This window comes from Oxynema mangrovii CENA135, from assembly GCF_016632315.1.
Classification (GTDB): Bacteria; Cyanobacteriota; Cyanobacteriia; order Cyanobacteriales; family Laspinemataceae; genus Oxynema; species Oxynema aestuarii.
On record NZ_JAEOXH010000001.1, the window covers coordinates 2,253,231 to 2,277,313 of the forward strand.

The 24,083-nt window shown below is 53.0% G+C and carries 17 protein-coding genes, 3 tRNA genes, 2 rRNA genes and 1 pseudogene (1 of these 23 only partly in view); 12 read left to right on the forward strand and 11 right to left on the reverse strand.

The features are described 5' to 3' along the window. Positions 1-19: 19 nt before the first annotated feature. From JJD41_RS08885 to psbD, 6 genes and pseudogenes are all read right to left on the reverse strand, one after another. Positions 20-757 (reverse strand): cytochrome c biogenesis protein CcdA, encoded by a 738-nt coding sequence (locus tag JJD41_RS08885; RefSeq protein ID WP_200667178.1) that lies wholly within the window; start codon positions 755-757, stop codon positions 20-22. A gap of 62 nt (positions 758-819) precedes the next feature. Further along, on the reverse strand, positions 820-1,005 hold the full coding sequence (locus JJD41_RS08890; RefSeq protein ID WP_168570237.1) for a PCP reductase family protein: 186 nt from the start codon (positions 1,003-1,005) through the stop codon (positions 820-822). 65 nt (positions 1,006-1,070) lie between these two features. Then, positions 1,071-1,313: pseudogene (locus tag JJD41_RS24705) on the reverse strand (RNA-guided endonuclease TnpB family protein); the annotation flags it as partial. A 40-nt stretch (positions 1,314-1,353) separates the two neighbouring features. After that, positions 1,354-2,337, reverse strand: a complete 984-nt coding sequence (locus JJD41_RS08895) for an RNA-guided endonuclease InsQ/TnpB family protein (protein ID WP_234488558.1) — start codon at positions 2,335-2,337, stop codon at positions 1,354-1,356. Positions 2,338-2,683: 346 nt separating this feature from the next. Then, the gene (psbC, locus tag JJD41_RS08900; protein WP_200667179.1) at positions 2,684-4,045 is read right to left on the reverse strand and encodes a photosystem II reaction center protein CP43; all 1,362 of its coding nucleotides are present in this window, start codon (positions 4,043-4,045) and stop codon (positions 2,684-2,686) included. A gap of 150 nt (positions 4,046-4,195) precedes the next feature. Next, positions 4,196-5,254 (reverse strand): photosystem II D2 protein (photosystem q(a) protein), encoded by a 1,059-nt coding sequence (gene psbD / locus JJD41_RS08905; protein ID WP_168569640.1) that lies wholly within the window; start codon positions 5,252-5,254, stop codon positions 4,196-4,198. A 175-nt stretch (positions 5,255-5,429) separates the two neighbouring features. On the opposite strand from psbD, the gene JJD41_RS08910 reads away from it, so the two are divergent. The 8 genes from JJD41_RS08910 to rlmN all read left to right on the forward strand — a co-directional run bounded on the left by JJD41_RS08910 (position 5,430) and on the right by rlmN (position 14,637). Further along, the gene (locus JJD41_RS08910) at positions 5,430-5,996 is read left to right on the forward strand and encodes a photosystem I assembly protein Ycf4 (RefSeq protein WP_200665607.1); all 567 of its coding nucleotides are present in this window, start codon (positions 5,430-5,432) and stop codon (positions 5,994-5,996) included. A gap of 48 nt (positions 5,997-6,044) precedes the next feature. Further along, on the forward strand, positions 6,045-6,782 hold the full coding sequence (locus JJD41_RS08915; protein WP_200665608.1) for a peptidylprolyl isomerase: 738 nt from the start codon (positions 6,045-6,047) through the stop codon (positions 6,780-6,782). Positions 6,783-6,892: 110 nt separating this feature from the next. Continuing rightward, on the forward strand, positions 6,893-8,041 hold the full coding sequence (locus JJD41_RS08920) for a beta-ketoacyl-ACP synthase (RefSeq protein WP_200665609.1): 1,149 nt from the start codon (positions 6,893-6,895) through the stop codon (positions 8,039-8,041). Between the two features lie 156 nt (positions 8,042-8,197). Next, positions 8,198-9,352, forward strand: a complete 1,155-nt coding sequence (locus JJD41_RS08925; RefSeq protein WP_200665610.1) for an ATP-binding protein — start codon at positions 8,198-8,200, stop codon at positions 9,350-9,352. 536 nt (positions 9,353-9,888) lie between these two features. After that, a complete protein-coding gene (locus tag JJD41_RS08930) occupies positions 9,889-11,475 on the forward strand; it encodes an FAD-dependent oxidoreductase (RefSeq protein WP_200665611.1) in 1,587 nt (528 codons plus the stop codon). Between the two features lie 36 nt (positions 11,476-11,511). Then, on the forward strand, positions 11,512-11,649 hold the full coding sequence (locus JJD41_RS08935) for a hypothetical protein (RefSeq protein WP_200665612.1): 138 nt from the start codon (positions 11,512-11,514) through the stop codon (positions 11,647-11,649). A 162-nt stretch (positions 11,650-11,811) separates the two neighbouring features. Continuing rightward, on the forward strand, positions 11,812-13,473 hold the full coding sequence (locus tag JJD41_RS08940; protein WP_234488559.1) for an adenylate/guanylate cyclase domain-containing protein: 1,662 nt from the start codon (positions 11,812-11,814) through the stop codon (positions 13,471-13,473). 123 nt (positions 13,474-13,596) lie between these two features. Continuing rightward, positions 13,597-14,637: a dual-specificity RNA methyltransferase RlmN gene (gene rlmN, locus JJD41_RS08945; protein ID WP_200667181.1), complete on the forward strand. Its 1,041-nt coding sequence runs from the start codon at positions 13,597-13,599 to the stop codon at positions 14,635-14,637. Between the two features lie 19 nt (positions 14,638-14,656). Here rlmN and JJD41_RS08950 read toward each other — a convergent pair whose 3' ends face one another. The 5 genes from JJD41_RS08950 to glyQ form a co-directional block, all read right to left on the reverse strand. After that, complete coding sequence (locus JJD41_RS08950; protein ID WP_200665613.1) at positions 14,657-14,839, reverse strand: replication restart DNA helicase PriA; 183 nt, start codon at positions 14,837-14,839, stop codon at positions 14,657-14,659. 725 nt (positions 14,840-15,564) lie between these two features. Then, positions 15,565-15,651 (reverse strand) — tRNA-Ser (locus tag JJD41_RS08955). Between the two features lie 109 nt (positions 15,652-15,760). Further along, entirely contained in the window at positions 15,761-18,121 is a 2,361-nt protein-coding gene (locus JJD41_RS08960; RefSeq protein WP_200665614.1) for a ComEC/Rec2 family competence protein, read from the reverse strand. Positions 18,122-18,173: 52 nt separating this feature from the next. Next, on the reverse strand, positions 18,174-18,647 hold the full coding sequence (locus JJD41_RS08965; RefSeq protein ID WP_200665615.1) for a DUF4079 domain-containing protein: 474 nt from the start codon (positions 18,645-18,647) through the stop codon (positions 18,174-18,176). Between the two features lie 76 nt (positions 18,648-18,723). Continuing rightward, positions 18,724-19,623 carry a glycine--tRNA ligase subunit alpha gene (gene glyQ / locus JJD41_RS08970; RefSeq protein ID WP_200665616.1) on the reverse strand — a complete coding sequence of 300 codons (900 nt, stop codon included), beginning with the start codon at positions 19,621-19,623 and terminating at the stop codon, positions 18,724-18,726. A 322-nt stretch (positions 19,624-19,945) separates the two neighbouring features. On the opposite strand from glyQ, the gene JJD41_RS08975 reads away from it, so the two are divergent. The 4 genes from JJD41_RS08975 to JJD41_RS08990 form a co-directional block, all read left to right on the forward strand. Further along, positions 19,946-21,435, forward strand: a 16S ribosomal RNA gene (locus tag JJD41_RS08975). 131 nt (positions 21,436-21,566) lie between these two features. Further along, positions 21,567-21,640: transfer RNA gene (locus JJD41_RS08980), tRNA-Ile, on the forward strand. 12 nt (positions 21,641-21,652) lie between these two features. Continuing rightward, positions 21,653-21,725: transfer RNA gene (locus JJD41_RS08985), tRNA-Ala, on the forward strand. A 154-nt stretch (positions 21,726-21,879) separates the two neighbouring features. Next, positions 21,880-24,083, forward strand: a 23S ribosomal RNA gene (locus JJD41_RS08990) (it continues 685 nt past the right edge of the window). Together the 16S and 23S rRNA genes with 2 tRNA genes alongside form the textbook arrangement of a ribosomal RNA operon.

A 24,083-nucleotide genomic window follows, 5' to 3' on the forward strand; every position in this document is an offset into this window, starting at 1 on the left:
GGGGTCGAGTCTGGAGAGATTACACCGCCGGAAGCAGGCGAAAGATCAGGGAAAAGACGCCGAACCCGACGAGTAAAACCCCACTGGCGGGGGTAATCCAAGCGGACCAGCGACGGGCCGAGAGCAGTTTTTTGAGAGAGGCGGTAAAGGTTCCGGCGACAATCAGGGGGGCGACGTAACCCGCCGCGTAGGCGAGCAGGAGAACGGCCCCTAAGAGCAGATTTTGCGTGGATGCCACCCAAGCGAGCAAGGTGGCTAACACGGGGGTACTGCACGGAGAGGCGACCAAACCGAAGGTCAGCCCGAGTAAGTAGGAGCGGGCGCCGTCGGGGAGGTCGTTGGGAATGAATTCCATCCCGTCAAAGGAAGGGAGGGGAATGGGAAGGGCTTCTAAGAGGTGGAGGCCCATCAGGATAGCGACAAGACTGACGGCAATCGGCAAGCCGATGCCAATTTGGCCGTAAACGCGACCGAGGAACGCAGCCACGATCCCGAGTGCGGCGAGGGTGGTGGCTAATCCGAGGGAGAACCAGGTCGATTGAGCGGCGGCGTGCAGGCGGCTTTTGGTTTCGTAACCGCCGATATAGCCGACGGTGAGGGGGAGCATGGACAACATGCACGGCGTCAAGCTCGTGAGCAATCCGGCGAAAAAGATAATTCCGACTCCGAGCCAGGTCAGGCGATCGAGTTGACTGGAGACGAGGGCATCGGCGAAGGTTTGCAGGTGATACAGTTGAGTTTGAACGGTTTCGAGCATGGACGAGGTAAAGCGGTGGACTGCCCAATCTGCTTGCATTGTAGCTCAGATCGGCGATCGCGTTACTGGCCGAACTGCGATCGCGCCCGTTCGACTAATTCCGCCGTAACGGTTTCGAGTTCTTGTTCGCGAGCGAGTTGTTCGATGCGTTTGCGGGCTTGCGATCGGGCAAAGTAGGGAATATTTTTGAGTTTGACCTTGGCGTCTTCGGTCCAAATCAATTCGTCGCTAAAATCAGAAGTTGCCATCGGACATTTGCCTTCTAAACGTAGTCATTGTTGATTGTGACATCCTCCCGACGCTGAATCAAAGATTACAGCGCGGGCTTCCCAACCTCACGATTGGGTATTCGGGCCCCACGCCACTTATCTAGGTCATAGACCCCCGACAGACCGACTTGACAGGCGGTTTCCGTTCCCCAGAGTCCCTGGGATACTACATTCTCTAGTCCACGATGCAAAACCATCTCTGCTGCGGCACGGTCACGATGCGTTCGATCCCCACACTCAGGACAATGATGCTCTCTGACTTCCAACCCCTTGCTCACTGTAGCAAGGCAGTTGGGACAGGTTTGACTGGTACCGTTGGGGTTGACTTTACCAAAGTAGACCCCAACGGTACCAGCACACCCATTCTGTCAGAGACAGGAATTGTCCAAAGGCAGCATCTACACAATCTTTTCGCAACATCCCTCGGGTCAAGCCTTTGACGTTGAGGTCTTCTGCAAAGATGGTTGGCGCCCGGTCGCAAAGCTGATGAGCCGTCTTCAGATGGAAATCTTTACGACGATTGGCAATGCGATGGTGCATTCTAGCCACTTCGACTTGTGCTTTCTCCCAGTTTTGAGAACCCTTTTGTTTTCGTGCTGCTCTGCGTTGCAGCAATTTCAGCTTGCCTTGCATCGACTTGAAAAACTGGGGTCGCTCTTGGAAAGAGCCATCGGAAGCGGTCAAGAATCGCTCCAATCCCAGGTCAATCCCAATCGCCCGACCATGAACTGGAGCATCGGGAACCGATATCTCCGATTCAATGGTGACGACAACGTACCATTGCGTCCCCCGTACCCTGGACAGTACCCTTACCTGTTTCACCTTGAACCCGTCAGGGATGGGGCGATGCAGGTCGATGGGTACTTCCCCAATCTTTGGCAACTTGATTGTGAAGCCATTGATGGGATTGTTCTTGAACTGGGGAAACACAAAGGATTTGAATTGACCGAATTTTTTGAAACGCGGGAATCCATATCCCCGTTTCTGAAAGGCTTCCCAGGTATCATGCAGTCTGCGAATTGTGGTCTGCAACACCTGAGAATGCACCTTACCCAGATGCGGGAATTGCTTCTTCGCTTTGGGCAGGTTGTTCTGCTGACGATGGTAGGACGGAAATGGTTCATCGGCAGGAATGATGTATTCCTTCTCCAACGAGCATCGGTCTACCGAACACTTACGCGAAGCAATCCAGTCTTTGAGTTCGCGCAAAGCGTAGTTATATACGCCTGGGCACGTCTCAAGCCACGACCGCAGTTCAGTCTGCTGTACGACATTTGGATAGATTCGGTAAGTGTAGTTCATGGTCAGCATAGCCGGAGTTTACCAAAGGCTATAGCTGCCTGTAAATGCTGGTCTCATCCCCATCGTAGGGCTTGGCCCTTCCCGTAGGGTGGGGATGAGACTTTTCAAGGGGAGTCCATGGATCCCGACGCTGATGCTTCGCATACAGCGCGGGACTTATAGCTCCCCGAACCCCTCAAAAGTTAAACTGGGACAGCTTCCTTGAGAAACCGGATTCGGCGGGTGAGGCGATCGCCGTTTGCCCCCTGGCTAAACAGCCAAACATAAAAAAGGCTCCTGCTACGAGAACAGGAGCCTTTTTTCACTAAATTTCAACCGAGAATTAAGAACAACTCATTCTCAATCGAGGGAGTGATTAGTCGAGATTGGTCATCGACATCACGGGTTCGTCACTCCGGTCGATCCCTTTCTCAAAACCAGCCGCCGCCGCACGGGCGCGTCCCGCGTGCCACAGGTGACCGATTAAGAAGAAGAAACCGAGGATGAAGTGAGCCGCCGCCAACCACGCACGGGGGTTGACGAAGTTAAAGCCGTTGATGTCGGTGATAATACCGCCCACGGAGTTGATCGAACCATTGGGAGCGTGAGTCATGTACTCAGCCGCGCGGCGGATTTGCCAGGGCTGAATGTCATTTTTGAGTTTGTTGAGGTCGAGACCGTTCGGTCCGCGCAGGGGTTCGAGCCAGGGGCCTTGGAAGTCCCAGAAGCGCATCGTTTCACCACCGAAGATGATTTCACCCGTGGGAGAGCGCATCAGGTATTTACCCAGACCCGTCGGGCCTTGAGCGGAACCGATGTTGGCACCCAAGCGTTGGTCGCGCACCAAGAAGGTGAGCGCTTGAGCTTGAGACGCTTCGGCGTTGGTCGGACCGTAGAATTCACTCGGATAAGCGGTGTTGTTGAACCAGACAAAACCCGAGGCGATAAAGCCCATCATGGACAGGGCACCCAAGCTGTAGGAGAGGTAGGCTTCGCCGGACCAGATGAAGGCGCGACGAACCCAGCCGAAGGGCTTGGTGAGAATGTGCCAGACACCACCCGCGATGCAGATCAGACCGATCCAGATATGACCGCCGATGATATCTTCCATGTTGTTGACGCTGACAATCCAGCCCTCACCGCCAAAAGGCGAAAGGGTCAGATAACCGAAAATGACCGCCGGGTTCAAGGTCGGGTTGGTGATGACGCGCACGTCACCGCCACCGGGGGCCCAGGTGTCGTAAACGCCGCCAAAGAACATGGCTTTAGCGACTAACAACAAGGCACCGCAACCCAACAGGATCAGGTGATACCCGATGATGTTGGTCATTTGGTTTTTGTCGCGCCAGTCGTACCCGAAGAAAGAAGAGTATTCTTCGAGGGTTTCCGGACCGCGCAGGGCGTGGTAAATGCCACCGACGCCGAGGACGGCAGAGGAAATCAGGTGCAGGACACCGACGACAAAATACGGGAAGGTATCGATGACTTCACCGCCAGGGCCGACACCCCAGCCCAAAGTTGCCAAGTGAGGCAGCAGGATCAAGCCCTGCTCGTACATCGGTTTTTCGGGGATGAAGTGAGCGACCTCAAAAATGGTCATTGCTCCAGCCCAGAAAACAATTAAGCCAGCATGGGCGACGTGTGCGCCGAGTAATTTACCGGATAGGTCGATCAGACGGGCGTTACCAGACCACCAGGCAAAACCCGTGGATTCTTGGTCGCGTCCGCTGACGACCATCGCACTATTAAAAGGTGTTTCCACTATTGCTTAACCTCTTTTTGCGATCGACAATTCGTCATTATGGACTGCTCGGTTCTCGATTCGATCCTTAACCTTCATCTTACTTATTAAGCCAGGTTAAAGGACAAGCGATCGTTACAGGTTGTTTTACAGAGCGTTACCGCGAGGCAGAACTTCTTCGGGGAACTCGAAATTCTGATGCGGTTGGTCTTGAGGAGCCATCCAAGAACGGATCCCCTCGTTCAACAAAATGTTCTTGGTGTAGAAGGTTTCAAATTCCGGGTCTTCCGCCGCGCGCAACTCCTGAGAAACGAAGTCATAAGCGCGCAGGTTCAGGGCCAAGCCGACGATGCCAATCGAAGACATCCACAGGCCCGTGACCGGGACGAACAGCATGAAGAAGTGCAACCAACGTTTGTTGGAGAAAGCAATCCCGAAGATTTGAGACCAGAAACGGTTGGCGGTCACCATCGAGTAGGTTTCTTCCGCTTGGGTCGGCTCGAAAGCGCGGAAGGTGTTGGCTTTGTCGCCGTCTTCAAACAAGGTGTTTTCCACGGTCGCGCCGTGAATGGCACACAAAAGCGCCCCACCGAGAACCCCGGCCACTCCCATCATGTGGAAGGGATTGAGGGTCCAGTTGTGGAACCCTTGCAGGAACAGCAGGAAGCGGAAGATCGCCGCCACGCCGAAGCTGGGGGCGAAGAACCAACCGGACTGTCCCAGGGGGTACATCAAGAAGACGCTGACGAACACGGCAATCGGTCCGGTGAAGGCCAGGCCGTTGTAAGGACGAACGCCGACGAGACGGGCGATTTCGAGCTGACGCAGGCAGAAGCCGATCAGGCCGAAAGCACCGTGGAGGGCGGTAAACGTCCACAAGCCGCCGAGTTGACACCAGCGAGTGAAGTCCCCTTGAGCTTCCGGACCCCAGAGGAACAGTAGGGAGTGACCCAAGCTGTTGGGAGGGGTGGAAACGGCCACGGTGAGGAAGTTGCAGCCTTCCAGGTAGGAGGAGGCCAGTCCGTGGGTGTACCAGGAGGTGACGAAGGTGGTTCCGGTGAGCCAAGCTCCCAGGGCCAGGTAGGCGCAGGGAAACAGCAGCAGGCCGGACCAGCCGATGAAGACGAAGCGATCGCGTTTCAGCCAGTCGTCGAGGACGTCAAACCATCCTCGCTCTGTCTGTGCGCGTCCAACTGCAATTGTCATAACGTTTGTTTGAGGAAAGGATTTCTCAGTTGAAAACTCGCAAGTTTTCTAAGTAAGTTAACATAACTATATATTAAATTTACTAAAATTCGCAAAGCCTCGCGGGTCGATCGCAGGAAAATTCGATCGACAAAGATGATTCAATTGAACGAATGAGGACATTCAAGGAATAGAGATGACTAGCCAAAGTATGGTGACGGGCGATCGCGTCTTACGCAAGCCAATTGTAGGGTCTCGCCGCTTGAGTAACTACCTGTTGGCCACTGTCGTGTCGGTCGGCGGCATCGGCTTTCTCTTAGCAGGTCTTTCCAGTTATCTGCGAGTTAACTTACTTCCCTTTGCCAATCCCACCCAATTGATTTTCGTTCCCCAGGGATTGGTGATGAGTCTTTACGGAATTGCTGCCGTGCTGTTGTCGCTCTATCTGTGGCTGACGATCTTGTGGGATGTCGGTGGCGGTTACAACGAGTTCAATCGCGAAACGAGCCAAGTGCAAATTTTTCGCTTGGGATTTCCGGGCAAAAATCGCAAAATCGATATTACTTATCCTCTCGATGAGGTGCAGTCGGTCAGCGTGGACATTAAGGAAGGACTCAATCCCCGTCGCGCGCTGTACCTGAATGTCAAAGGACGCAATCCCATTCCCCTGACTCGGGTCGGTCAACCGATGTCCCTGTCGGAAATCGAAAATGAGGCCGCCGAGTTGGCTCGCTTTATGGGCGTTCCCCTCGAAGGCTTGTAATTGAGTTAGCACAGACGAATTGAGCGCCGTAGTCTAAAGGAATTAAACATGCACGATCGACTTGGATACTGGTTGGCGTCTTTCGCGCTGGTGACACTCTTGCTCGTGGGCGGCTGCACCAGTCCCGATGCCGCTTCTCAAGCTTCCGATACTTCTGTACAACCCACTCAAGCTAGGAATTCACAAATGAGTAATCTCCCCCAGTTGGAGGGTAAAGCAACGGTCGTCCTGACGGTCAAAGGTTCTCCGATTACGATCGAGGTCGATGGCACGCAGGCGCCGATTACGGCAGGAAATTTTGTCGATTTAGTGAATAAAGGGGTCTACGACGGACTCGTGTTTCACCGGGTCGTGCGTCAACCTCAGCCGTTTGTGGTTCAAGGGGGCGATCCTCAAAGTAAAGATCCCAATTTCCGAGGTCAGTTGGGAACGGGGGGATATATCGATCCGAGTACGGGTCGGGAACGTCGCATTCCTCTCGAAATTACGCCGGAAGGGGCGGACAGTCCGATTTATAGCCAAACGTTTAAAATGGCGGGAATGGCCCAACAGTCTCCGGCTCTGCCCCACCGACGCGGTGCGGTGGCGATGGCCCGATCGCAGGCGCCGGATTCGGCCTCTTCTCAGTTTTACATTGCTTTGGCCGACCTCGATTTTCTCAATGGGGATTATGCGGTGTTCGGCTACGTGACGGACGGGATGTCGGTGGTCGATACGATCGAACAGGGCGATCGCATCGATTCGGCTAAAGTGACGGCAGGCTTGGAAAACTTAAAAGTCAACTGAAACCGTTAAGTTAAGGTCATCTTCAATTTAGGGCGATCGCGAGATTTTAAACTGAGAAGGGGACAATCCTGTTCTCAGCTTAAGATCTCATTTTTTTGGGTTGTTTGGCGATGTCGGTGCGCGTTGTGGTTACGGGGATCGGTCTGGTGTCGGCGTTGGGTCCGAGTTTGGCCGGGTCGTGGCAGTCTTTAAAGGAGGGTCGCACGGCGATCGCCCTCCGACAACCTTTTCCCGAATTGCCACCCTATCCCCTCGCGATGGGCGATCGCACCCCCGTCCGATGGCTCGATTTAAGCTGCCAGGTCGTCGCCCAGGCGATTCGCGATGCCGAGTTGACCCTTCCCCTGCCCGAATCTGGGGTGGTCGTCGGATCGAGTCGTTCCGCTCAGGGAGAATGGGAACGTTACGCGCGAGTGCAACAGTTGGGAAAACCTTTGGATCTCTCTGCTGACGCCTGGTTCGAGAGCTTACCCCACGCGGCGGCGATCGCCACGGCCCGCCAAATCGGCGCCTGCGGTCCGGTGTTGGCGCCGATGGCGGCTTGTGCGACGGGAATTTGGGCGATCGCCCGCGCTGTGGAGCTGATCCGAACGGGGCGCTGTCAGCGCGCGATCGCCGGAGCGGTCGAAGCCCCGATTACGCCCCTCACGTTAACTGGATTTTCCCGCATGGGCGCCCTCGCCCGTCACTACTGCGCCCCCTTCGATCGCGCCCGCGACGGCTTGGTTTTGGGGGAAGGGGCCGCGATCTTCGTCCTCGAAAGTGCCGAACTCGCCTACCGCCGCCACGCTCGGATTTACGGCGAAATCGTCAGTTTTGGCTTAACTGCCGACGCCTACCACGGCAATGCCCCGGATCCCGAAGCGAAAGGGGCGATCGCGGCGATCGATCGATGTCTCGATCTCGCCCGTTGGTCCCCGGAGGCGATCGGTTACATTCACGCTCACGGAACCAGTACGCGCCTCAACGACGCCACCGAAGCCCGGATTATCCAGCAACGCTTTGCTCCGGACCTTCCCGTAAGCTCCACCAAAGGGGCCACGGGACATACCCTGGGAGCCTCTGGCGCCTTGGGAACCGCCTTTTGCTTGATGGCCCTGCACGATGGTCTCTTACCGCCCTGCGTCGGTTTGCGCGACCCGGAATTCGACCTCAATTTCGTCCGCCACCCCCTGAAGCGGGCGATCGATCGCGCTCTATGCTTCAGTTTTGGCTTTGGCGGACAGAATGCCGTTCTCGCGATCGGTAAACTGAGGTGACCTCCTCTAGATTCCAGCAATTCTCCGGTAGAATCCGAACCCCAGACAATACTACAATTCTTTCAAAAGGGTATTAATCCCATACGCTCAATCTCAATTGAGTTTCGAAACGCGAGAGTTCACTGCTTCCTCGGTTCACGATGCCGGATATTGATAATGGATTTGGAATCGCATCGATTTATCTCTTACTTCGAGCCAGAACAAGCCACACAATTGTGTCAACTGGCGGTTATCGAACACTTTCCACAGGGGGCGATCGTTTTTGAAGAAAACCAAGTCCCGGATTCTTTATATTTAGTCCTCAGTGGCAAAGTTGAATTTAGCAAACAAACCACTTCACAGCACTATCAACCGATCGCCTGGGCGAAACCTAACGATTTTTTCGGTGAATTTGGCGTTTTGGACGGCAAACCTCGCAGCGCCCGTGCGGTAGCTTGCGAATCCTCCTGCTTGGCGAAAATTCCGCGCGATCGCCTCATGGAAATTTTAGAACGCACCCCCGGACGGGTCGTTTTAAAAATTTTCGATCGCATCATTCACTATTTACGCAGCACCACCGATCTGTATATCAATCAAGTGATTCACAAACAAAAAATGGCTTTAGTCGGAGAAATGGTCAACACGATCGTTCACGACTTTAAAAGCCCCTTCACGGGGATTCATTTAGCCAGTTCTATGTTAAAAGAACTGCACCCCGATGATGACACTCAAGAATGGTGCGATTTAATTCAAGCTCAAGTTACCCGCATGATGGCAATGGCGGAAGAAGTTCTAGAATTCACGCGGGGAAGCGCCACCCTTCACAAGAAAAAAATCGATATCTCCGCGATTTTAAAGCGTTTTGAGAAACTCAATCGGATTTATTTTAAAGAAGCGAAAGTTAGCTTCGAGATCGTCACTGAAGAAAATATCTGGATCGAAGTTGATGAAAGCAAACTGATGCGCGTTCTACAAAATTTAACGAGCAACGCCGTAGATGCAATGGAAGATCGCGGCGGTCATATAAAAATTAGGACTCATGCGGATAAAAATTGGCTCTATTTGACGATCGCGGATAACGGACCGGGAATTCCCGAGTTAATTAGAGAACGGTTATTTGAGCCATTCGTTACTTATGGAAAGCGCAGTGGTACGGGTCTGGGAACGGCGATCGCTAAATCCATTATTGACGCACATGGAGGCGAAATTAGTTTTATCTCGGAACTGGAAAAAGGGACTACATTTTCAATTCGCTTTCCCTTGAATTTAGAGTTAGATTCAGAGAAAAACAGAGAAATTGAAACGCCTCTAAATTCAGTGGGTGAATACTAAAAATATAGTCTACAGTTGGATGGATGAATTGACCTAGCTTAAGTTTTCAGAACGATCGCCAACTTTTATAAAGACTCTCATCCTAATTTAACTCAAACCTCTTAACCGATCCTTAAGTTGTATAGCCATGATATCTATGTTGTGAAAGTCCTTGAAAACGAAAATTTACGGTAAATTTCAGGATCTCAATCCAATCATTTAACTGGTGTAATTTACGGGAAAAGATCGAATCCATAGACCGGACTCTGACTTAATCGACGGTCGAATTGAATTGAAATTTTTTTCTTTGACGGGTTCGAGCGATCGAGCAGGAGTATAGCCTTTTTACGATTGTAAGCTACACCCGTGTAGGAGTTAAAAAGTTTTCGCCCTTACGGTGATTTCACTTCAAGTAAAAATGAAAAGTAAAAATGAAAAATAGACGTTTAAAGTCATGAATTTTTAAAATGCTATATATGTCCTAAAATAATCCTCTATCTTTTTGTCAATTCCAACAAAATCATCTTTCAAAATAAACACAATTTAAACTCAAATCAATGCAATTCACTGAAAAAATATTGTCTCAAATTTCCGGTAATCCTTGGAAAGGATTGCAAGCGGTCGATCGCCGTTGGCAATCGTTAAAACAAGGAAATATTCCTCAACTATCGCCGATCGCCCAAAGTGAAGAAGCTCTAGGAGAATCGGAGTGGGATGTAGCGATCGGTGGGGGAACATTAGGGATATTTATTGGGGCGGCGTTGGCGAAAAAAGGCTGGCGGGTTGCCGTTTTAGAACGAGGAATTTTAAAAGGTCGCGATCAAGAATGGAACGTTTCACGATCGGAATTAGACGTATTTATAAAACTCGGATTACTCGATCGCGACGAACTGGAACGGGCGATCGCCACGGAGTACAATCCCGCCAGAATTCAATTCGATCGCGGGCCAGAATTCTCAATCCGAGACGTCCTCAATCTCGGTATCGATCCCGTGTATTTACTCGACCTTCTCAAAACTCGCTTTCTCGAAGCCGGGGGACAACTGTTTGAAAATACAGCCTTTGAAGGGGCGACGGTTCACCCCGATGGAATTGCCATCCAAACCCGCGCGACGGTGACAGACGATCTACCAGGAAAAACCTTGTTTAAAAGTCGCTTATTACTCGACGTGATGGGGCATTTCTCGCCGATTGTCAACCAAGCTCGCCGGGGACAAAAACCGGATGGAGTCTGTTTGGTCGTGGGAACTTGTGCGCAAGGATTTCCGAAGAACGAAACGGGGGATTTAATGGTTTCCTTTACCCCCATTCAAAAACAATGCCAGTATTTTTGGGAAGCATTTCCCGCGCGGGACGGACGGACGACCTATCTATTTACCTATGTCGATGCGTCGCCGGAAAGATTGAGTTTGGTGGAATTATTTGAGGACTATTGGCGCTTGTTACCGCAATACCAGAAAGTGGAGTGCCATCGCCTCGAAGTCGTCCGGGCGTTATTTGGGTTTTTCCCGGCGTATCGTCAAAGTCCGTTAAAATCGCCGTGGAATCGCCTTGTTTTTGTCGGCGACAGTAGCGGAATCCAATCGCCGTTGAGTTTTGGAGGCTTTGGCGCGATGTTGCGCCATCTCGAACGATTGCAAAGGGGGATTGACGAAGCTTTAGATCGGGATCTGCTCGATGCGAAAGCGTTGGGGAAATTGCAACCGTATCAACCGAATATCGCCGTGACCTGGTTGTTTCAAAAAGCGATGAGTATTCCGAGCGATCGCCAAGTTCAACCGAACCAAATTAACGATTTGCTCTCCGGTGTTTTTGCGGATATGAAACAATTGGGCGATCCGGTTCTCAAACCGTTTTTACAAGATGTGATTCAATTTGGGGGACTGTCGCAAACTTTGTTGAAAACGGGATTAACTCGTCCGGGGGCGATCGTCCCGGTAGTGGGTCAAGTGGGGTGGTCGGCGCTGATAGACTGGATGCAGCAGTATCTGAATTTGGGGCTGTATAGTGCGTTGTCGGCGATCGCCCGACCTTTAACCGATTCGATTGAAAAGTTGCCGCCCAAGGGACAATATTACTGTCGTCGTTGGTTTGAAGGGTGGTACTACGGTTCTGGAAAAGATCGGGACGTCTCGGATCGTTGACGGAAGCTAGAGATTCAGTTTCAATGCAGGATTGAGATGCACTGCAGCGAACTCGCTCGGGATCGGCGATCGCCAGGGGAAACGCATCGAAGCGAGGACACTCAAATCGATCGCGTGCGATCGATCGCATTTCCAGCTTATCTTTCCGAATCTCTTGCCAGTGTCAGCCGTTGAAAATGTTTGACTTGTTATTGTCCGAGTCGGATTCGCCACGATCTGGCGATTCGAGAGGGGGTCGGGGAACACGAGGGTCGAGATCGCAACATTTTCAATTATTGTCCCTATTGTCTGCAGTTGACAGCTACAAGCAAACCTGGCACAGTCCCCGGAGGTTTTATGAAAAAGTTGCAACCTTTTGCTCAAAGTTGGCGCAAGCTCAATATTACGGGCAAATTTACCTCTGCATTTATCGGGCTGATGCTCTTATTATCTGGGGTGGCTCTGACCGGATGGGTTTCGTTGAACTTCGTGCGTCGCGAGACGGAAGCGGCGATCGTTACGAGTCTTCAGATGCAACGATTGGTCTTCCAAATGAATGCGGCGTTGGATCGAGCCCGCCGTCAAGAACGGGATTTTTTCGAGCAATGGTCGAGTGCGGGTTTTTTAAATGCGCGCGATGACTATGCGGCGGAACATGGCGAACAAATTCAGCAGGTCTTGCGGATTAGCGACGAGTTGCAAAAGTTACTCGCCAGCGCCAAGGTTAGCGATGCACTGCGCCAAAGCAATCCCGATGTCATCGCCTATGTGGAAATGGTGCAGAATTACGCGAGTAGTTTTAAAGAAGCGGTCGCCTTGGTCGGCGAATTGGGAATGGATCGCACCGGGGTTCTGTCTCAACTCGAACAAAAATCGGATTTACTGCTCGATACCTTGCAATTGGCGGGGGAGTCGGAGTTGATCGCGTTATACAGTCAGATGCAGGCGTCGGAAAAACAATACTTGCTCGAACGCGAAACTTCGGCGCGTCAAGGGTTGTATAAGGCGGTGGAGGACTTGCGCGACGCGATCGTGCGATCGCCCGGTTTGGATGTGTCCCGTCAGGTGTCGGCGTTGGAGGAGTTGAAGGATTACGAAGCGGTGGTCGAGCAGATCGTCATGCTCGATGTCGAAATTCGCTCCCAAGTCGAGGGGTTCGATCGCCAGGCGGCAGAAGTGTCCGATAAACTATTATCGGTGGTCGCCGACGAAGTGGAACGGGCGCGATCGCAAATTGCTAAAACGAGCCGCGCCGCCAGTTGGCTGTTAGTGGCGGCTTTACTCGCGGCGGTGATTCTCGCCAGCGCGATCGCCCAAGAATTCGTATTCGCCTTGCGCCAACTGGAAATCGAACAAGCCAAATCCGAGCGTCTTTTACTCAATATCTTGCCCGAAACGATCGCCGACCGCCTCAAACAAAAACCGGAAACGATCGCCGATAACTTTACCGAAGTGACGATTTTATTCGCCGATATCGTCGGGTTTACCAAACTCTCGGCGCGGGTTTCGCCGACGGAGTTGGTCAACTTGCTCAACGAAATTTTTTCCGAATTTGACGGATTGGCCGATCGCTGGAACTTGGAGAAAATTAAAACAATCGGCGATGCGTATATGGTCGTCGGCGGATTGCCGGATCCGTCCGACGACCACGCCGCCTCGATCGCCGAAATGGCCCTCGACATGCAAGCGGCGATCGCCCATTTCAATGAAAAATATGCAAACAGTCACGACCAACCGATCGATATTCGCATCGGAATCAATACCGGGGCCGTCGTCGCCGGGGTCATCGGTCAGAAAAAGTTTATTTACGACCTGTGGGGGGATGCGGTCAATACCGCCAGTCGCATGGAATCTCACGGGATCCCGGGGTCGATTCAAGTGTCTGCGTCTACTTACGAGTTATTGCAAAACGATTATATTTTTGAAGATCGCGGCGTGATTTCCGTCAAAGGAAAAGGCGAAATGAAAACCTATTTACTCGTCGGTCGCAAAGTCGAAACCCCGATCGGCGTCGCTTGAGCGATCGCGCCCGCTATATTAAAGGGAGTTTAGTCGATTGGCGATCGCTTTTGTCGTCCTTTGCATTCGTTCGTTTTTCCCGAGTTATTTATGAGTTCTTCTACCGAATCTGTTTCCGCCTCCATGACTGCCGAATTCCAGGAGTCGCGATCGCACAATCCGCTTCTAGGACGGTCGTTAGATGAATTGACCGCATGGGTGGTAGCACGCGGTCAACCCGCCTATCGCGGCAAACAACTGTACAATTGGATTTACGACCGCTCGGCGCGATCGCTCGGCGAAATTACCGTTTTTCCGAAGTCCTGGCGCCAGCAAGTCGCCGATTTCCCCATCGGGCGATCGCAGGTTCACTACCGTTCCCAAGCTCCGGACGAAACGGTTAAATACTTACTCAAACTCGCCGACGATACGGTGATCGAAACCGTCGGGATTCCTACGAAAAAACGCCTTACGGTTTGCGTTTCTTCTCAAGTGGGCTGTCCGATGGCATGCGAATTTTGTGCCACCGGAAAAGGGGGGTTTATTCGCAACTTAGCCCCTCATGAAATTGTCGATCAAGTTTTGCAGGTTCGCGAAGACTTCGGGCGCCGTGTCAGCCATATCGTGTTTATGGGAATGGGCGAACCGTTGCTCAATCTCGATAACGTCCTGGCGGCGGTGCGATCGATCAACGAAGACCTCGGTATCGGTCAGCGATCGATTACCATTTCTACGGTGGGAATCCGCGATCGCATCGTCAAACTCGCCCGCCATCGCGGACAGTTTACCCTCGCCGTCAGTCTGCACGCTTCCAACCAACCCCAGCGAGAACAACTGATTCCGAGTGCGGGAGGTTATCCCCTCGATGCTTTAATCGCCGACTGTCGCGACTATGTCAAACTCACGGGTCGTCGTCTGACCTTTGAATATATCTTACTCGCCGGAGTCAACGACACCCTCGAAAATGCGGTCGAACTGGCGGACTTATTGCGCGGTTTCCAAACTCACGTCAATTTGATTCCGTACAATCCCATTAACGAAGTCGATTTTAAACGCCCCGACAGGCGGCGAATCGATGATTTTGTCGCCGCCTTAGAGGCGCGTCATATTGCCGTCAGCGTTCGGTATTCCCGAGGATTGGAAGCCGATGCCGCTTGCGGTCAATTAAGAGCCTTGAAGCTCTGATTTCGCTTGCCGATTGCGCTCAAACTTGGTTCGCATACGTCCCGGGGGCGTATGCTTCGACCACTCGTCCGGTTCGCGAACAGGTCACCATGAAATAGTCACAAACCGGGCATTGGGTTTGGGTTTGTTTGAGATGCACGAAGTGGTAGCGTTCGGCATGGTTGCCGCAATTCGGACAGCGAATAGCTTGAATCGTTTGCATTTTAAAAACCTCTCAATTTTATCGATGCACGGGCAGGAAAATCCGTGAATGGATGACCCACCCGAGGGTGACCGTCGCCCTTTCGATCCGATCTCAATTTCAGGAAAACTCGACTTTAGAAAGATGAGGCGATCGGGCAGTTGGCTGCCGAATCAATCGATCCTCCGTTTTGTAAAATTCCAGTTTATCTTTCTTAAAGAAAATCAAAAATCTATCTAAAGGCGTAAAGTAGAAGTCGCACCCCGAATATTGCGGATCGATGGCTCGGTCAATTGCATTATCTCATGATTTTGATGAGTTTTGATAATCAAATAATGCCCGGGGATCGCCCGGTATGAAAGTGATCCCCACCGAGAGCAAGCGTGATCTCGATCGCTTTTTTGGGCAATTTTCCTTTTTTTTTGGGCGCCAGTCTAGGCCACGATCGCGATCGCTTGGAAGGGTTTATGCTGACCTCAATTGCCGCCCGAATTGACACCTCAGCGACCCAAGCGCCCCGGGAGAATGGCCGCGATCGCCTGATAGGAATAAACCGAATTTGTAGCGATTTTGTATTTTTAGATTTTTTTCGGTTTTATCGATATTTTGTTACCTAAAATACACAAATGCACGGCGACGGGCGATCGATCGGGCGATCGTGTCGGTTCGTTAAAGGTCTTCGATCCAGGCAAAATCAAAAGGGAAGTCAAGATCCTGACTTCCCTTTTTGTTCGCTGATTTGAGAACGGAGAGGGGGGGATTCGAACCCCCGATGGCTGTGACACCATAACAGATTTCGAGTCTGCCGCATTCAACCGCTCTGCCACCTCTCCAAAGGTTCCGGTTGAAAATTTGGACACCTTACTCATAATAGCTCAAATCACCGAGCTTGGATCGCCAAAATTGGAATTTTCTCAGATTTTCTCAACCTCGATCGCGCGCCTAGATCCAAGGGATTCGGTCTTCGGCGATCGCCCCGTGGGACTCGAAGCCCTGAGTGGGAGTCCATCGGACGGCGCCTTCGAGTCCGGTAATGTAAATGCGGATATTTTTTTGTTCTAATAGGGTCGCCGTCGCCGGATCGATCTCCTCCGAAGCGGCGATCGCCACTTCCGGTTGCAAGGCATCGAGCAAATAGGGCGTCACTTGGTCTCCCGACCACCACAACACGTCTAAAGACGACTCCGGACGCGATCCTGGCAGAATTCCCGCTCCCAACCAGCGATTTTGTTGGGAAGGGTCGAGATTGCCCAACCACAACCAAGTTTGACCGTCAAATTGCAATTCCACCACCATCGGTTCGAACGAAATCGGACGGACGGCGATCGCGCCAAATTTAAGGGTTTCATCCTCTCGTAACGGTTCGTAACTGCCCTCAAGTTGTTCCAAATCGTGCAAGATGGCTTCGTGGGAGAGGCGATCGCCCTCCTCCGGCGAAGGTTCGGGGGCCGAAAATAAAGCAATATCGAGCAGATCGAACAGTTGGTGCCAGCCTGTATTGCTCGATACGGGAGCAGTGGAGATCGCCCAATCCAGACGGGCGATCGCCTGCTGGCGGAAAAAGGGCAAAATCGTGAACTGGGTCGTGCGATCGTCGCCACTGTTGACTAACGCCACTTGTCCGCGATCTTGAATCACCAACACCGGATCGCGCGGGGTCGCCAACACGGTCATTTGCACCACTGTCGCCTTCGCGTGCAATGTCGGCGTCACCACCAAGGCGATCGCGAACAGCACTCCCAATCCCCAGCGCCGTTGACGCTGCAGCCACGGAATCACCCAGATCGCGGCGATCGTCGTGTAGAGTAAAACCACTTGGGCGATCGATAAGGCCCCGGTTGACACGGAATTTCCGGGCAAATTCGCGAAAAATGCGACAATTTCGAGCAATCCCTCCACGGGATAGTAGAGCAACCACGCCAACGCACTGCCCGCCAAGGGCCAGATAGCTCCGGCGATCGCGCTGATAAAGCCCCCAATTGTAATCGCCGACACTAACGGCGTCGTCATTAAATTAACCGCAATACTATAAGGAGAAACGACATGAAAGACGTACAGTTGTAGGGGCAGCGTCCAGATCGTCGCCGCGATCGGTACTGCTAGCGCCGAGGCGATCGTCACGGGCAGCCAATCCAAGCGCTCTACAACGCTCGGTACCGTCACCAATAGCCCCAAGGTCGCTAAAAAACTGAGTTGAAAGCCCAAATCCCAAATCCAACCCGGTTGCAGCAATAACAAAATCGTTGCCGCCAACAGTAACGAACCCAAGGGTTTGACTTGTTTTTGCAATAACGGCGCCAGCAAGGCGGCAAATCCCATAATCGCCGCCCGCAATACCGATGCCGATCCCCCGGTTAAGACGACATATAACAGTAAAACTGCGCTTCCCGCACCAAATTGGAGCCGTTCGGACAACGGGCGGGTCAGCAAGCGAACTAAACTGAGAATCAGGGCGACGTGGAAGCCGGAAGCGGCTAAAACATGGGCCAATCCGACTTGAATAAAGCGATCGCGCACCTCGATCGACAAATCCACTACCCGCCGTCCCAAGACGATCGCGCTGACTAACGGGCCGTGAGGAACTCCCAACCACCGAACCTGCGATCGCACGATCCGCCGTTGCACGCGCCACAAGCCCCAGCCTTCCTCCCTCGTTTCCGAGAGAAAATAGACTTGTTCCCCTCGCAGTCCGGCAAAGCTGCCCCGACTGGCTAAGTAAGCTTGAAAGTCAAACGCCCCGGGATTTTTCGGCGCTTCCGGTTTGTAGAGTTCGCCGGAAATTGACAGTCTGCGTCCGGGATGCACTCCCGTCCCTTGCAGCAAGGGAACGGTAACGTATAACTTGCCACTGACGGGTTGGGTGCGACTGGAAGGACGAACGGTGGCGATCGCCTCTGCGGAACCGACTAACTCGTTGAGTTGGGTCACGTCAAACCAAAATTGCACCTTATTGGATCGGGTCAAGCGCGGCGTGCTGGTGACTTTTCCCAATACGGTGACGGCGGGTTGTTCGCCAATCCCCGTGGGAGGGGCGATATAGTGGCTGATGTCGTCGGTTTGAGGTTGCGGGAGGCGCAGTTGTAAGTAAAAGGCGGCGATTAAGGCAAGGGCGCCCGCAGCAATAAAAAAGGCAGGCTTGAGACCTGCTTTCAAACACCGAAGATACCCGGGAAGTTTGAGGAAGACGCCGATTCCCGCTCCTATTCCTAAAACGAGCAGTCCGTATCGACCTCCAGGAATTGCACTGGCGAGCAATCCGGCAATATAGGCCAAACACAGAAGGATAAGGGGCGCAGCAGTCATCGGGCGTCGCTTCCTCTAAGATTTGAAAGGGTTGAGGGTCATACGGACTCGGTTACAGGGATAAGCCGAGTTTTAAGCCGAGTAAGGCATGGAGGACGATCAGACCGAGGACGATACTCCCTAAGTAAGCGTGGGCGGTTCTCAGTTTGGGGCGATCGTCGCCAAAGTTGAGGGACAGAATACTGTTAATGCCTAATAAGATGAGGGCGATCGATCCGGTCCAAAAATGAGGACTTTCTAGAATCGGTTCGCGCTGCATGACTAAGGAGAGCAATCCTCCCGTGTAGCCTAATGCCATGAATAAGAACATCCACGGGGCGAGTTTGCGGTGGTCGCTACGACTTTGTACGGCGGTTTCGCCTTCGCCGACGACCCGGGCGCGCCATCCCGACCAGCCGACATAACTGCCCATGACGAAGACGACAATCCCCATCATCAGGGGATGGCCCCAATGGACGATCGGTTCGGGGATGCCTAGGTTGCGAAACTGACTGGCGATCGGTTCGAGGATTTGCGTGAGATCCATGGGTAATGGGTGATTTTGAGTGGAGACGGGTTAATGAGCTTGGAAGTGAGCGCTACATGGCGGCGATCGTGCAATTTTATGCTGCCGATGCCGTTTCCGTCGCGGTAGAACTGTTGAGCAAGGGAAATCCCAAGGCTTCTCGCTGTTCTAAGTACAGTTGGGCAACCCGCCTTGCTAAATGACGGATCCGACCGATATATCTCGTCCGTTCGGTCACCGCAATCACGCCTCTCGCATCGAGTAAGTTAAAGGTGTGGGAGCATTTGAGAACGTAGTCCAAAGTCGGTAAAACTAACCCGCGATCGACCAACTGTTGGGCTTCCTGTTCGTACAGCCCAAATAAAGTAAACAGCAATTCCGGATTCGACGCCTCAAAGTTGTAAGTACACTGCTCGATTTCCCCTTGCAAGTGAACGTCGCCATATCGAATGTCGTCAGTCCAAGCGATCTTGGCCATCGCATCGATATTTTGGAGATACATCGCCAATCTCTCCAATCCATAGGTGATTTCAATCGATACCGGACGGCAATCAATTCCCCCACATTGTTGAAAATAGGTGAACTGGGTGATTTCCATCCCGTCAAGCCAGACTTCCCAACCCACGCCCCACGCCGCCACGGTCGGTGCTTCCCAGTTATCTTCCACAAAGCGAATATCGTGATCCTCCGGCGCAATTCCCAACGCTCTTAAAGAATCGAGGTAAATCTCTTGGATGTTATTGGGGGAGGGTTTGAGTAAAACTTGGTATTGGTAATAGTGCTGATAACGATTGGGGTTTTCTCCATAGCGACCGTCTGTCGGTCTGCGACACGGTTCGATGTAAGCCACCGACCACGGTTCCGGCCCGATCGCCCGCAGAAAAGTATGGGGATTCATCGTTCCCGCCCCTTTCTCCATATCGTAGGGTTGCGCGATCAGGCAGCCGCGATCGCTCCAAAACTGATTTAAGGTCGCAACAAGAGACTGAAAATTCACGTTCCGATATCCTAACCAACCAAGATCTTCATCCCTCATTTTCCCCCAAATCTCCCTCAAGGCAAGAGAAATCAGTCCTCAGAATCGCCCACAAAATTTTTTTTCAAAAAAGGGTTGACAGAGGCAGAGGGGATTGCTAGATTAGTAAAGCGCTCGAAAGCGGCAGCGCGCCGCGACCGAGCGACCGAACCTAGACAACACAAGAGTTTGACAGTCGGATTGACCGACAAAAACCTCGTCAAAATAACTAAAAAGAGGTCTGAAAAACGACCTCAAAGAACCAAGAGCAAATCAGCTCTTCCGTCCTCATTAACAAGAGGATAACACGGAGAGTTTGATCCTGGCTCAGGATGAACGCTGGCGGTCTGCTTAACACATGCAAGTCGAACGGACTTCCTCGGAAGTCAGTGGCGGACGGGTGAGTAACGCGTGAGAATCTACCTGAAGGATGGGGATAACTGTTGGAAACGACAGCTAATACCCAATGAGCCGAGAGGTAAAAAGGAAACCGCCTACAGAAGAGCTCGCGTCCGATTAGCTAGTTGGGAGGGTAAAAGCCTACCAAGGCAACGATCGGTAGCTGGTCTGAGAGGACGAGCAGCCACACTGGGACTGAGACACGGCCCAGACTCCTACGGGAGGCAGCAGTGGGGAATTTTCCGCAATGGGCGAAAGCCTGACGGAGCAAGACCGCGTGGGGGAGGAAGGCCCTTGGGTTGTAAACTCCTTTTCTCGGGGAAGAAGAACTGACGGTACCCGAGGAAAAAGCCTCGGCTAACTCCGTGCCAGCAGCCGCGGTAAGACGGAGGAGGCAAGCGTTATCCGGAATTATTGGGCGTAAAGGGTCCGCAGGTGGCCATTCAAGTCTGCAGTCAAAGGTCGGGGCTCAACCCCGAAAAGGCTGTGGAAACTGAAAGGCTAGAGTACGGTAGGGGCAGAGGGAATTCCCAGTGTAGCGGTGAAATGCGTAGAGATTGGGAAGAACACCGGTGGCGAAAGCGCTCTGCTAGGCCGAAACTGACACTGAGGGACGAAAGCTAGGGGAGCGAAAGGGATTAGATACCCCTGTAGTCCTAGCTGTAAACGATGGAGACTAGGTGTGGCCTGTATCGACCCGGGCCGTGCCGGAGCTAACGCGTTAAGTCTCCCGCCTGGGGAGTACGCACGCAAGTGTGAAACTCAAAGGAATTGACGGGGGCCCGCACAAGCGGTGGAGTATGTGGTTTAATTCGATGCAACGCGAAGAACCTTACCAGGGCTTGACATGTCGCGAACCCCGGGGAAACCTGGGGGTGCCTTAGGGAGCGCGAACACAGGTGGTGCATGGCTGTCGTCAGCTCGTGTCGTGAGATGTTGGGTTAAGTCCCGCAACGAGCGCAACCCTCGTCCTTAGTTGCCAGCACGAAGGTGGGAACTCTAGGGAGACTGCCGGTGACAAACCGGAGGAAGGTGGGGATGACGTCAAGTCAGCATGCCCCTTACGTCCTGGGCTACACACGTACTACAATGGGAAGGACAAAGAGCAGCAAGCGCGCAAGTGCAAGCGAATCTCGAAAACCTTGCCCCAGTTCGGATTGCAGGCTGCAACTCGCCTGCATGAAGGAGGAATCGCTAGTAATCGCCGGTCAGCATACGGCGGTGAATACGTTCCCGGGCCTTGTACACACCGCCCGTCACACCATGGAAGTTGGCCAGGCCCGAAGTCATTACCCTAACCGTAAAAGGAGGGGGATGCCGAAGGCCGGGCTGATGACTGGGGTGAAGTCGTAACAAGGTAGCCGTACCGGAAGGTGTGGCTGGATCACCTCCTTTAAGGGAGACCCAACTTTGGAAACAGGGAGAGCCAAAAAGAGCCCCTCAAACCAAAGCATCCCGAGGTCGGTCGAGGTCAAAGAAGGAAGATCAAAAAAGAACTGTCAAACTCTTCGTGCGGTTCGCAGCGAGGGCTATTAGCTCAGGTGGTTAGAGCGCACCCCTGATAAGGGTGAGGTCCCTGGTTCGAGTCCAGGATGGCCCACCTAGAACCGGAGGGGGTATAGCTCAGTGGGTAGAGCGCTGCCTTTGCAAGGCAGATGCCAGCGGTTCGAGTCCGCTTACCTCCACCTAACGAATCAAAGTCAAAGGGAATTCAAAACAGCACCCGTCAACTCGAGCAGAGAAACGGACTGCTGGATTGAAAGCCAGCAAAGAACCTTGAAAAAAGCATAGACACCAAGAGAAAAGCATAGGGAAAAAAATCCTAGAAAAGCCAAAAGTGGTCAAGCTACAAAGGGCTAACGGTGGATCCCTAGGCACGTCGAGGCGAAGAAGGACGTGGTGACCGACGAAACGCTCCGGGGAGCTGGAAACAAGCATCGAGCCGGAGGTCTCCGAATGGGGCAACCCCAAGCACGACCCGTCGAATCCATAGACGGGAACGAGCGAACCTGGCGAACTGAAACATCTTAGTAACCAGAGGAACAGAAAGAAAAATCGATTCCCTCAGTAGCGGCGAGCGAAGCGGGAACAGCCTAAACCGAAGACATTAAGTCATCGGGGTCGTGGGACGGCAACAACGAGAGCCGAGGCAGTAGACGAAGCGGCTGAATACCGCACCAGAGGGGGTGAAAGTCCCGTAGTCGAAACCGCCAACGCCTCAGCCGAATCCCGAGTAGCACGGAGCCCGTGGAATTCCGTGTGAATCAGCGAGGACCACCTCGTAAGGCTAAATACTCCGACGTGACCGATAGAGAAACAGTACCGTGAGGGAAAGGTGAAAAGAACCCCGAGCAGGGGAGTGAAATAGAACCTGAACCCGTTAGCCTACAAGCAGTGGGAGGACGATTAAACGTCTGACCGCGTGCCTGTTGAAGAATGAGCCGGCGAGTTATTAGACGAGGCTAGGTTAAGGCCAAAGAGCCGCAGCCCGAGCGAAAGCGAGTCCGAACAGGGCGTTAACAGTCTCGTTTAATAGACCCGAACCCGGGTGATCTAACCATGTCCAGGATGAAGCTTGGGTAACACCAAGTGGAGGTCCGAACCGACCGATGTTGAAAAATCGGCGGATGAGGTGTGGTTAGGGGTGAAATGCCAATCGAACCCGGAGCTAGCTGGTTCTCCCCGAAATGCGTTGAGGCGCAGCGGTCGAAGATGATGACGAGGGGTAAAGCACTGTTTCGGTGCGGGCTGCGAGAGCGGTACCAAATCGAGACAAACTCAGAATACTCGTCAAGAACTCGGCCAGTGAGACGGTGGGGGATAAGCTTCATCGTCGAAAGGGAAACAGCCCAGACCACCAGCTAAGGTCCCCAAATGACCGCTCAGTGATTAAGGAGGTGAGAGTGCAAAGACAACCAGGAGGTTGGCCTAGAAGCAGCCACCCTTGAAAGAGTGCGTAATAGCTCACTGGTCAAGCGCTCTGGCGCCGAAAATGAACGGGGCTAAGCGGTCTACCGAAGCTGTGGAACGAGCAATCGTTGGTAGGGGAGCGTTCCCCGACGGGAGAAGCACTAGCGAGAGCAGGTGTGGACGTCGGGGAAGTGAGAATGTCGGCTTGAGTAGCGCAAACATTGGTGAGAATCCAATGCCCCGAAACCCTAAGGGTTCCTCCGGCAGGTTCGTCCGCGGAGGGTTAGTCAGGACCTAAGGCGAGGCCGAAAGGCGTAGTCGATGGACAACGGGTGAACATTCCCGTACGGATTGAAGTTGGCGCGGGAGGACGGAGCGGGTCGAGACCAGCCGGAAGTTGGTTACCGGTTCAAGTGTTCGAGACGAAGACCGACGGCGAAAACGTCGGGAGTTAAGGCACGAGTACGAGACCTTACGAGGTCGAAGTGGTACAGATCGAACTTCCAAGAAAAGCCCCAACCGCCATAAGCTTCAATTCCCTGTACCCGAAACCGACACAGGTAGGGAGGTTGAGAAAACCGAGGGGCGCGAGCTAACTCTCTCTAAGGAACTCGGCAAAATGGCCCCGTAACTTCGGGAGAAGGGGTGCCCCCTGATGGGGGGTCGCAGTGAAGAGGCCCAGGCGACTGTTTACCAAAAACACAGGTCTCCGCCAAGTCGCAAGACGCTGTATGGAGGCTGACGCCTGCCCAGTGCCGGAAGGTTAAGGAAGTCGGTCAGCCCTGCGGGGTAAAGCTGGCGACCGAAGCCCCGGTGAACGGCGGCCGTAACTATAACGGTCCTAAGGTAGCGAAATTCCTTGTCGGGTAAGTTCCGACCCGCACGAAAGGCGTAACGATCTGGGCGCTGTCTCGGAGAGAGGCTCGGCGAAATAGGATTGTCTGTGAAGATACGGACTCCCTGCACCTGGACAGAAAGACCCTATGAAGCTTTACTGTAGCCTGGAATTGGCTTCGGGCTTCGCTTGCGCAGCATAGGTGGGAGGCGTGGAAGGTTTCCTTGCGGGGAAACTGGAGCCATCCGGTGAGATACCACTCTGGCGAAGCTAGAAGTCTAACCTCGACCCCTAAGCG

Coding starts and splice junctions, on each gene's coding strand:
- JJD41_RS08885 (WP_200667178.1), bottom strand. CDS start 757: ATGCTCGAAACCGTTCAAACTCAACTGTATCACCTGCAAACCTTCGCC.
- JJD41_RS08890 (WP_168570237.1), bottom strand. CDS start 1,005: ATGGCAACTTCTGATTTTAGCGACGAATTGATTTGGACCGAAGACGCC.
- JJD41_RS08895 (WP_234488558.1), bottom strand. CDS start 2,337: ATGCTGACCATGAACTACACTTACCGAATCTATCCAAATGTCGTACAG.
- psbC (WP_200667179.1), bottom strand. CDS start 4,045: ATGGTCGTCAGCGGACGCGACCAAGAATCCACGGGTTTTGCCTGGTGG.
- psbD (WP_168569640.1), bottom strand. CDS start 5,254: ATGACAATTGCAGTTGGACGCGCACAGACAGAGCGAGGATGGTTTGAC.
- JJD41_RS08910 (WP_200665607.1), top strand. CDS start 5,430: ATGACTAGCCAAAGTATGGTGACGGGCGATCGCGTCTTACGCAAGCCA.
- JJD41_RS08915 (WP_200665608.1), top strand. CDS start 6,045: ATGCACGATCGACTTGGATACTGGTTGGCGTCTTTCGCGCTGGTGACA.
- JJD41_RS08920 (WP_200665609.1), top strand. CDS start 6,893: ATGTCGGTGCGCGTTGTGGTTACGGGGATCGGTCTGGTGTCGGCGTTG.
- JJD41_RS08925 (WP_200665610.1), top strand. CDS start 8,198: ATGGATTTGGAATCGCATCGATTTATCTCTTACTTCGAGCCAGAACAA.
- JJD41_RS08930 (WP_200665611.1), top strand. CDS start 9,889: ATGCAATTCACTGAAAAAATATTGTCTCAAATTTCCGGTAATCCTTGG.
- JJD41_RS08935 (WP_200665612.1), top strand. CDS start 11,512: ATGCACTGCAGCGAACTCGCTCGGGATCGGCGATCGCCAGGGGAAACG.
- JJD41_RS08940 (WP_234488559.1), top strand. CDS start 11,812: ATGAAAAAGTTGCAACCTTTTGCTCAAAGTTGGCGCAAGCTCAATATT.
- rlmN (WP_200667181.1), top strand. CDS start 13,597: ATGACTGCCGAATTCCAGGAGTCGCGATCGCACAATCCGCTTCTAGGA.
- JJD41_RS08950 (WP_200665613.1), bottom strand. CDS start 14,839: ATGCAAACGATTCAAGCTATTCGCTGTCCGAATTGCGGCAACCATGCC.
- JJD41_RS08960 (WP_200665614.1), bottom strand. CDS start 18,121: ATGACTGCTGCGCCCCTTATCCTTCTGTGTTTGGCCTATATTGCCGGA.
- JJD41_RS08965 (WP_200665615.1), bottom strand. CDS start 18,647: ATGGATCTCACGCAAATCCTCGAACCGATCGCCAGTCAGTTTCGCAAC.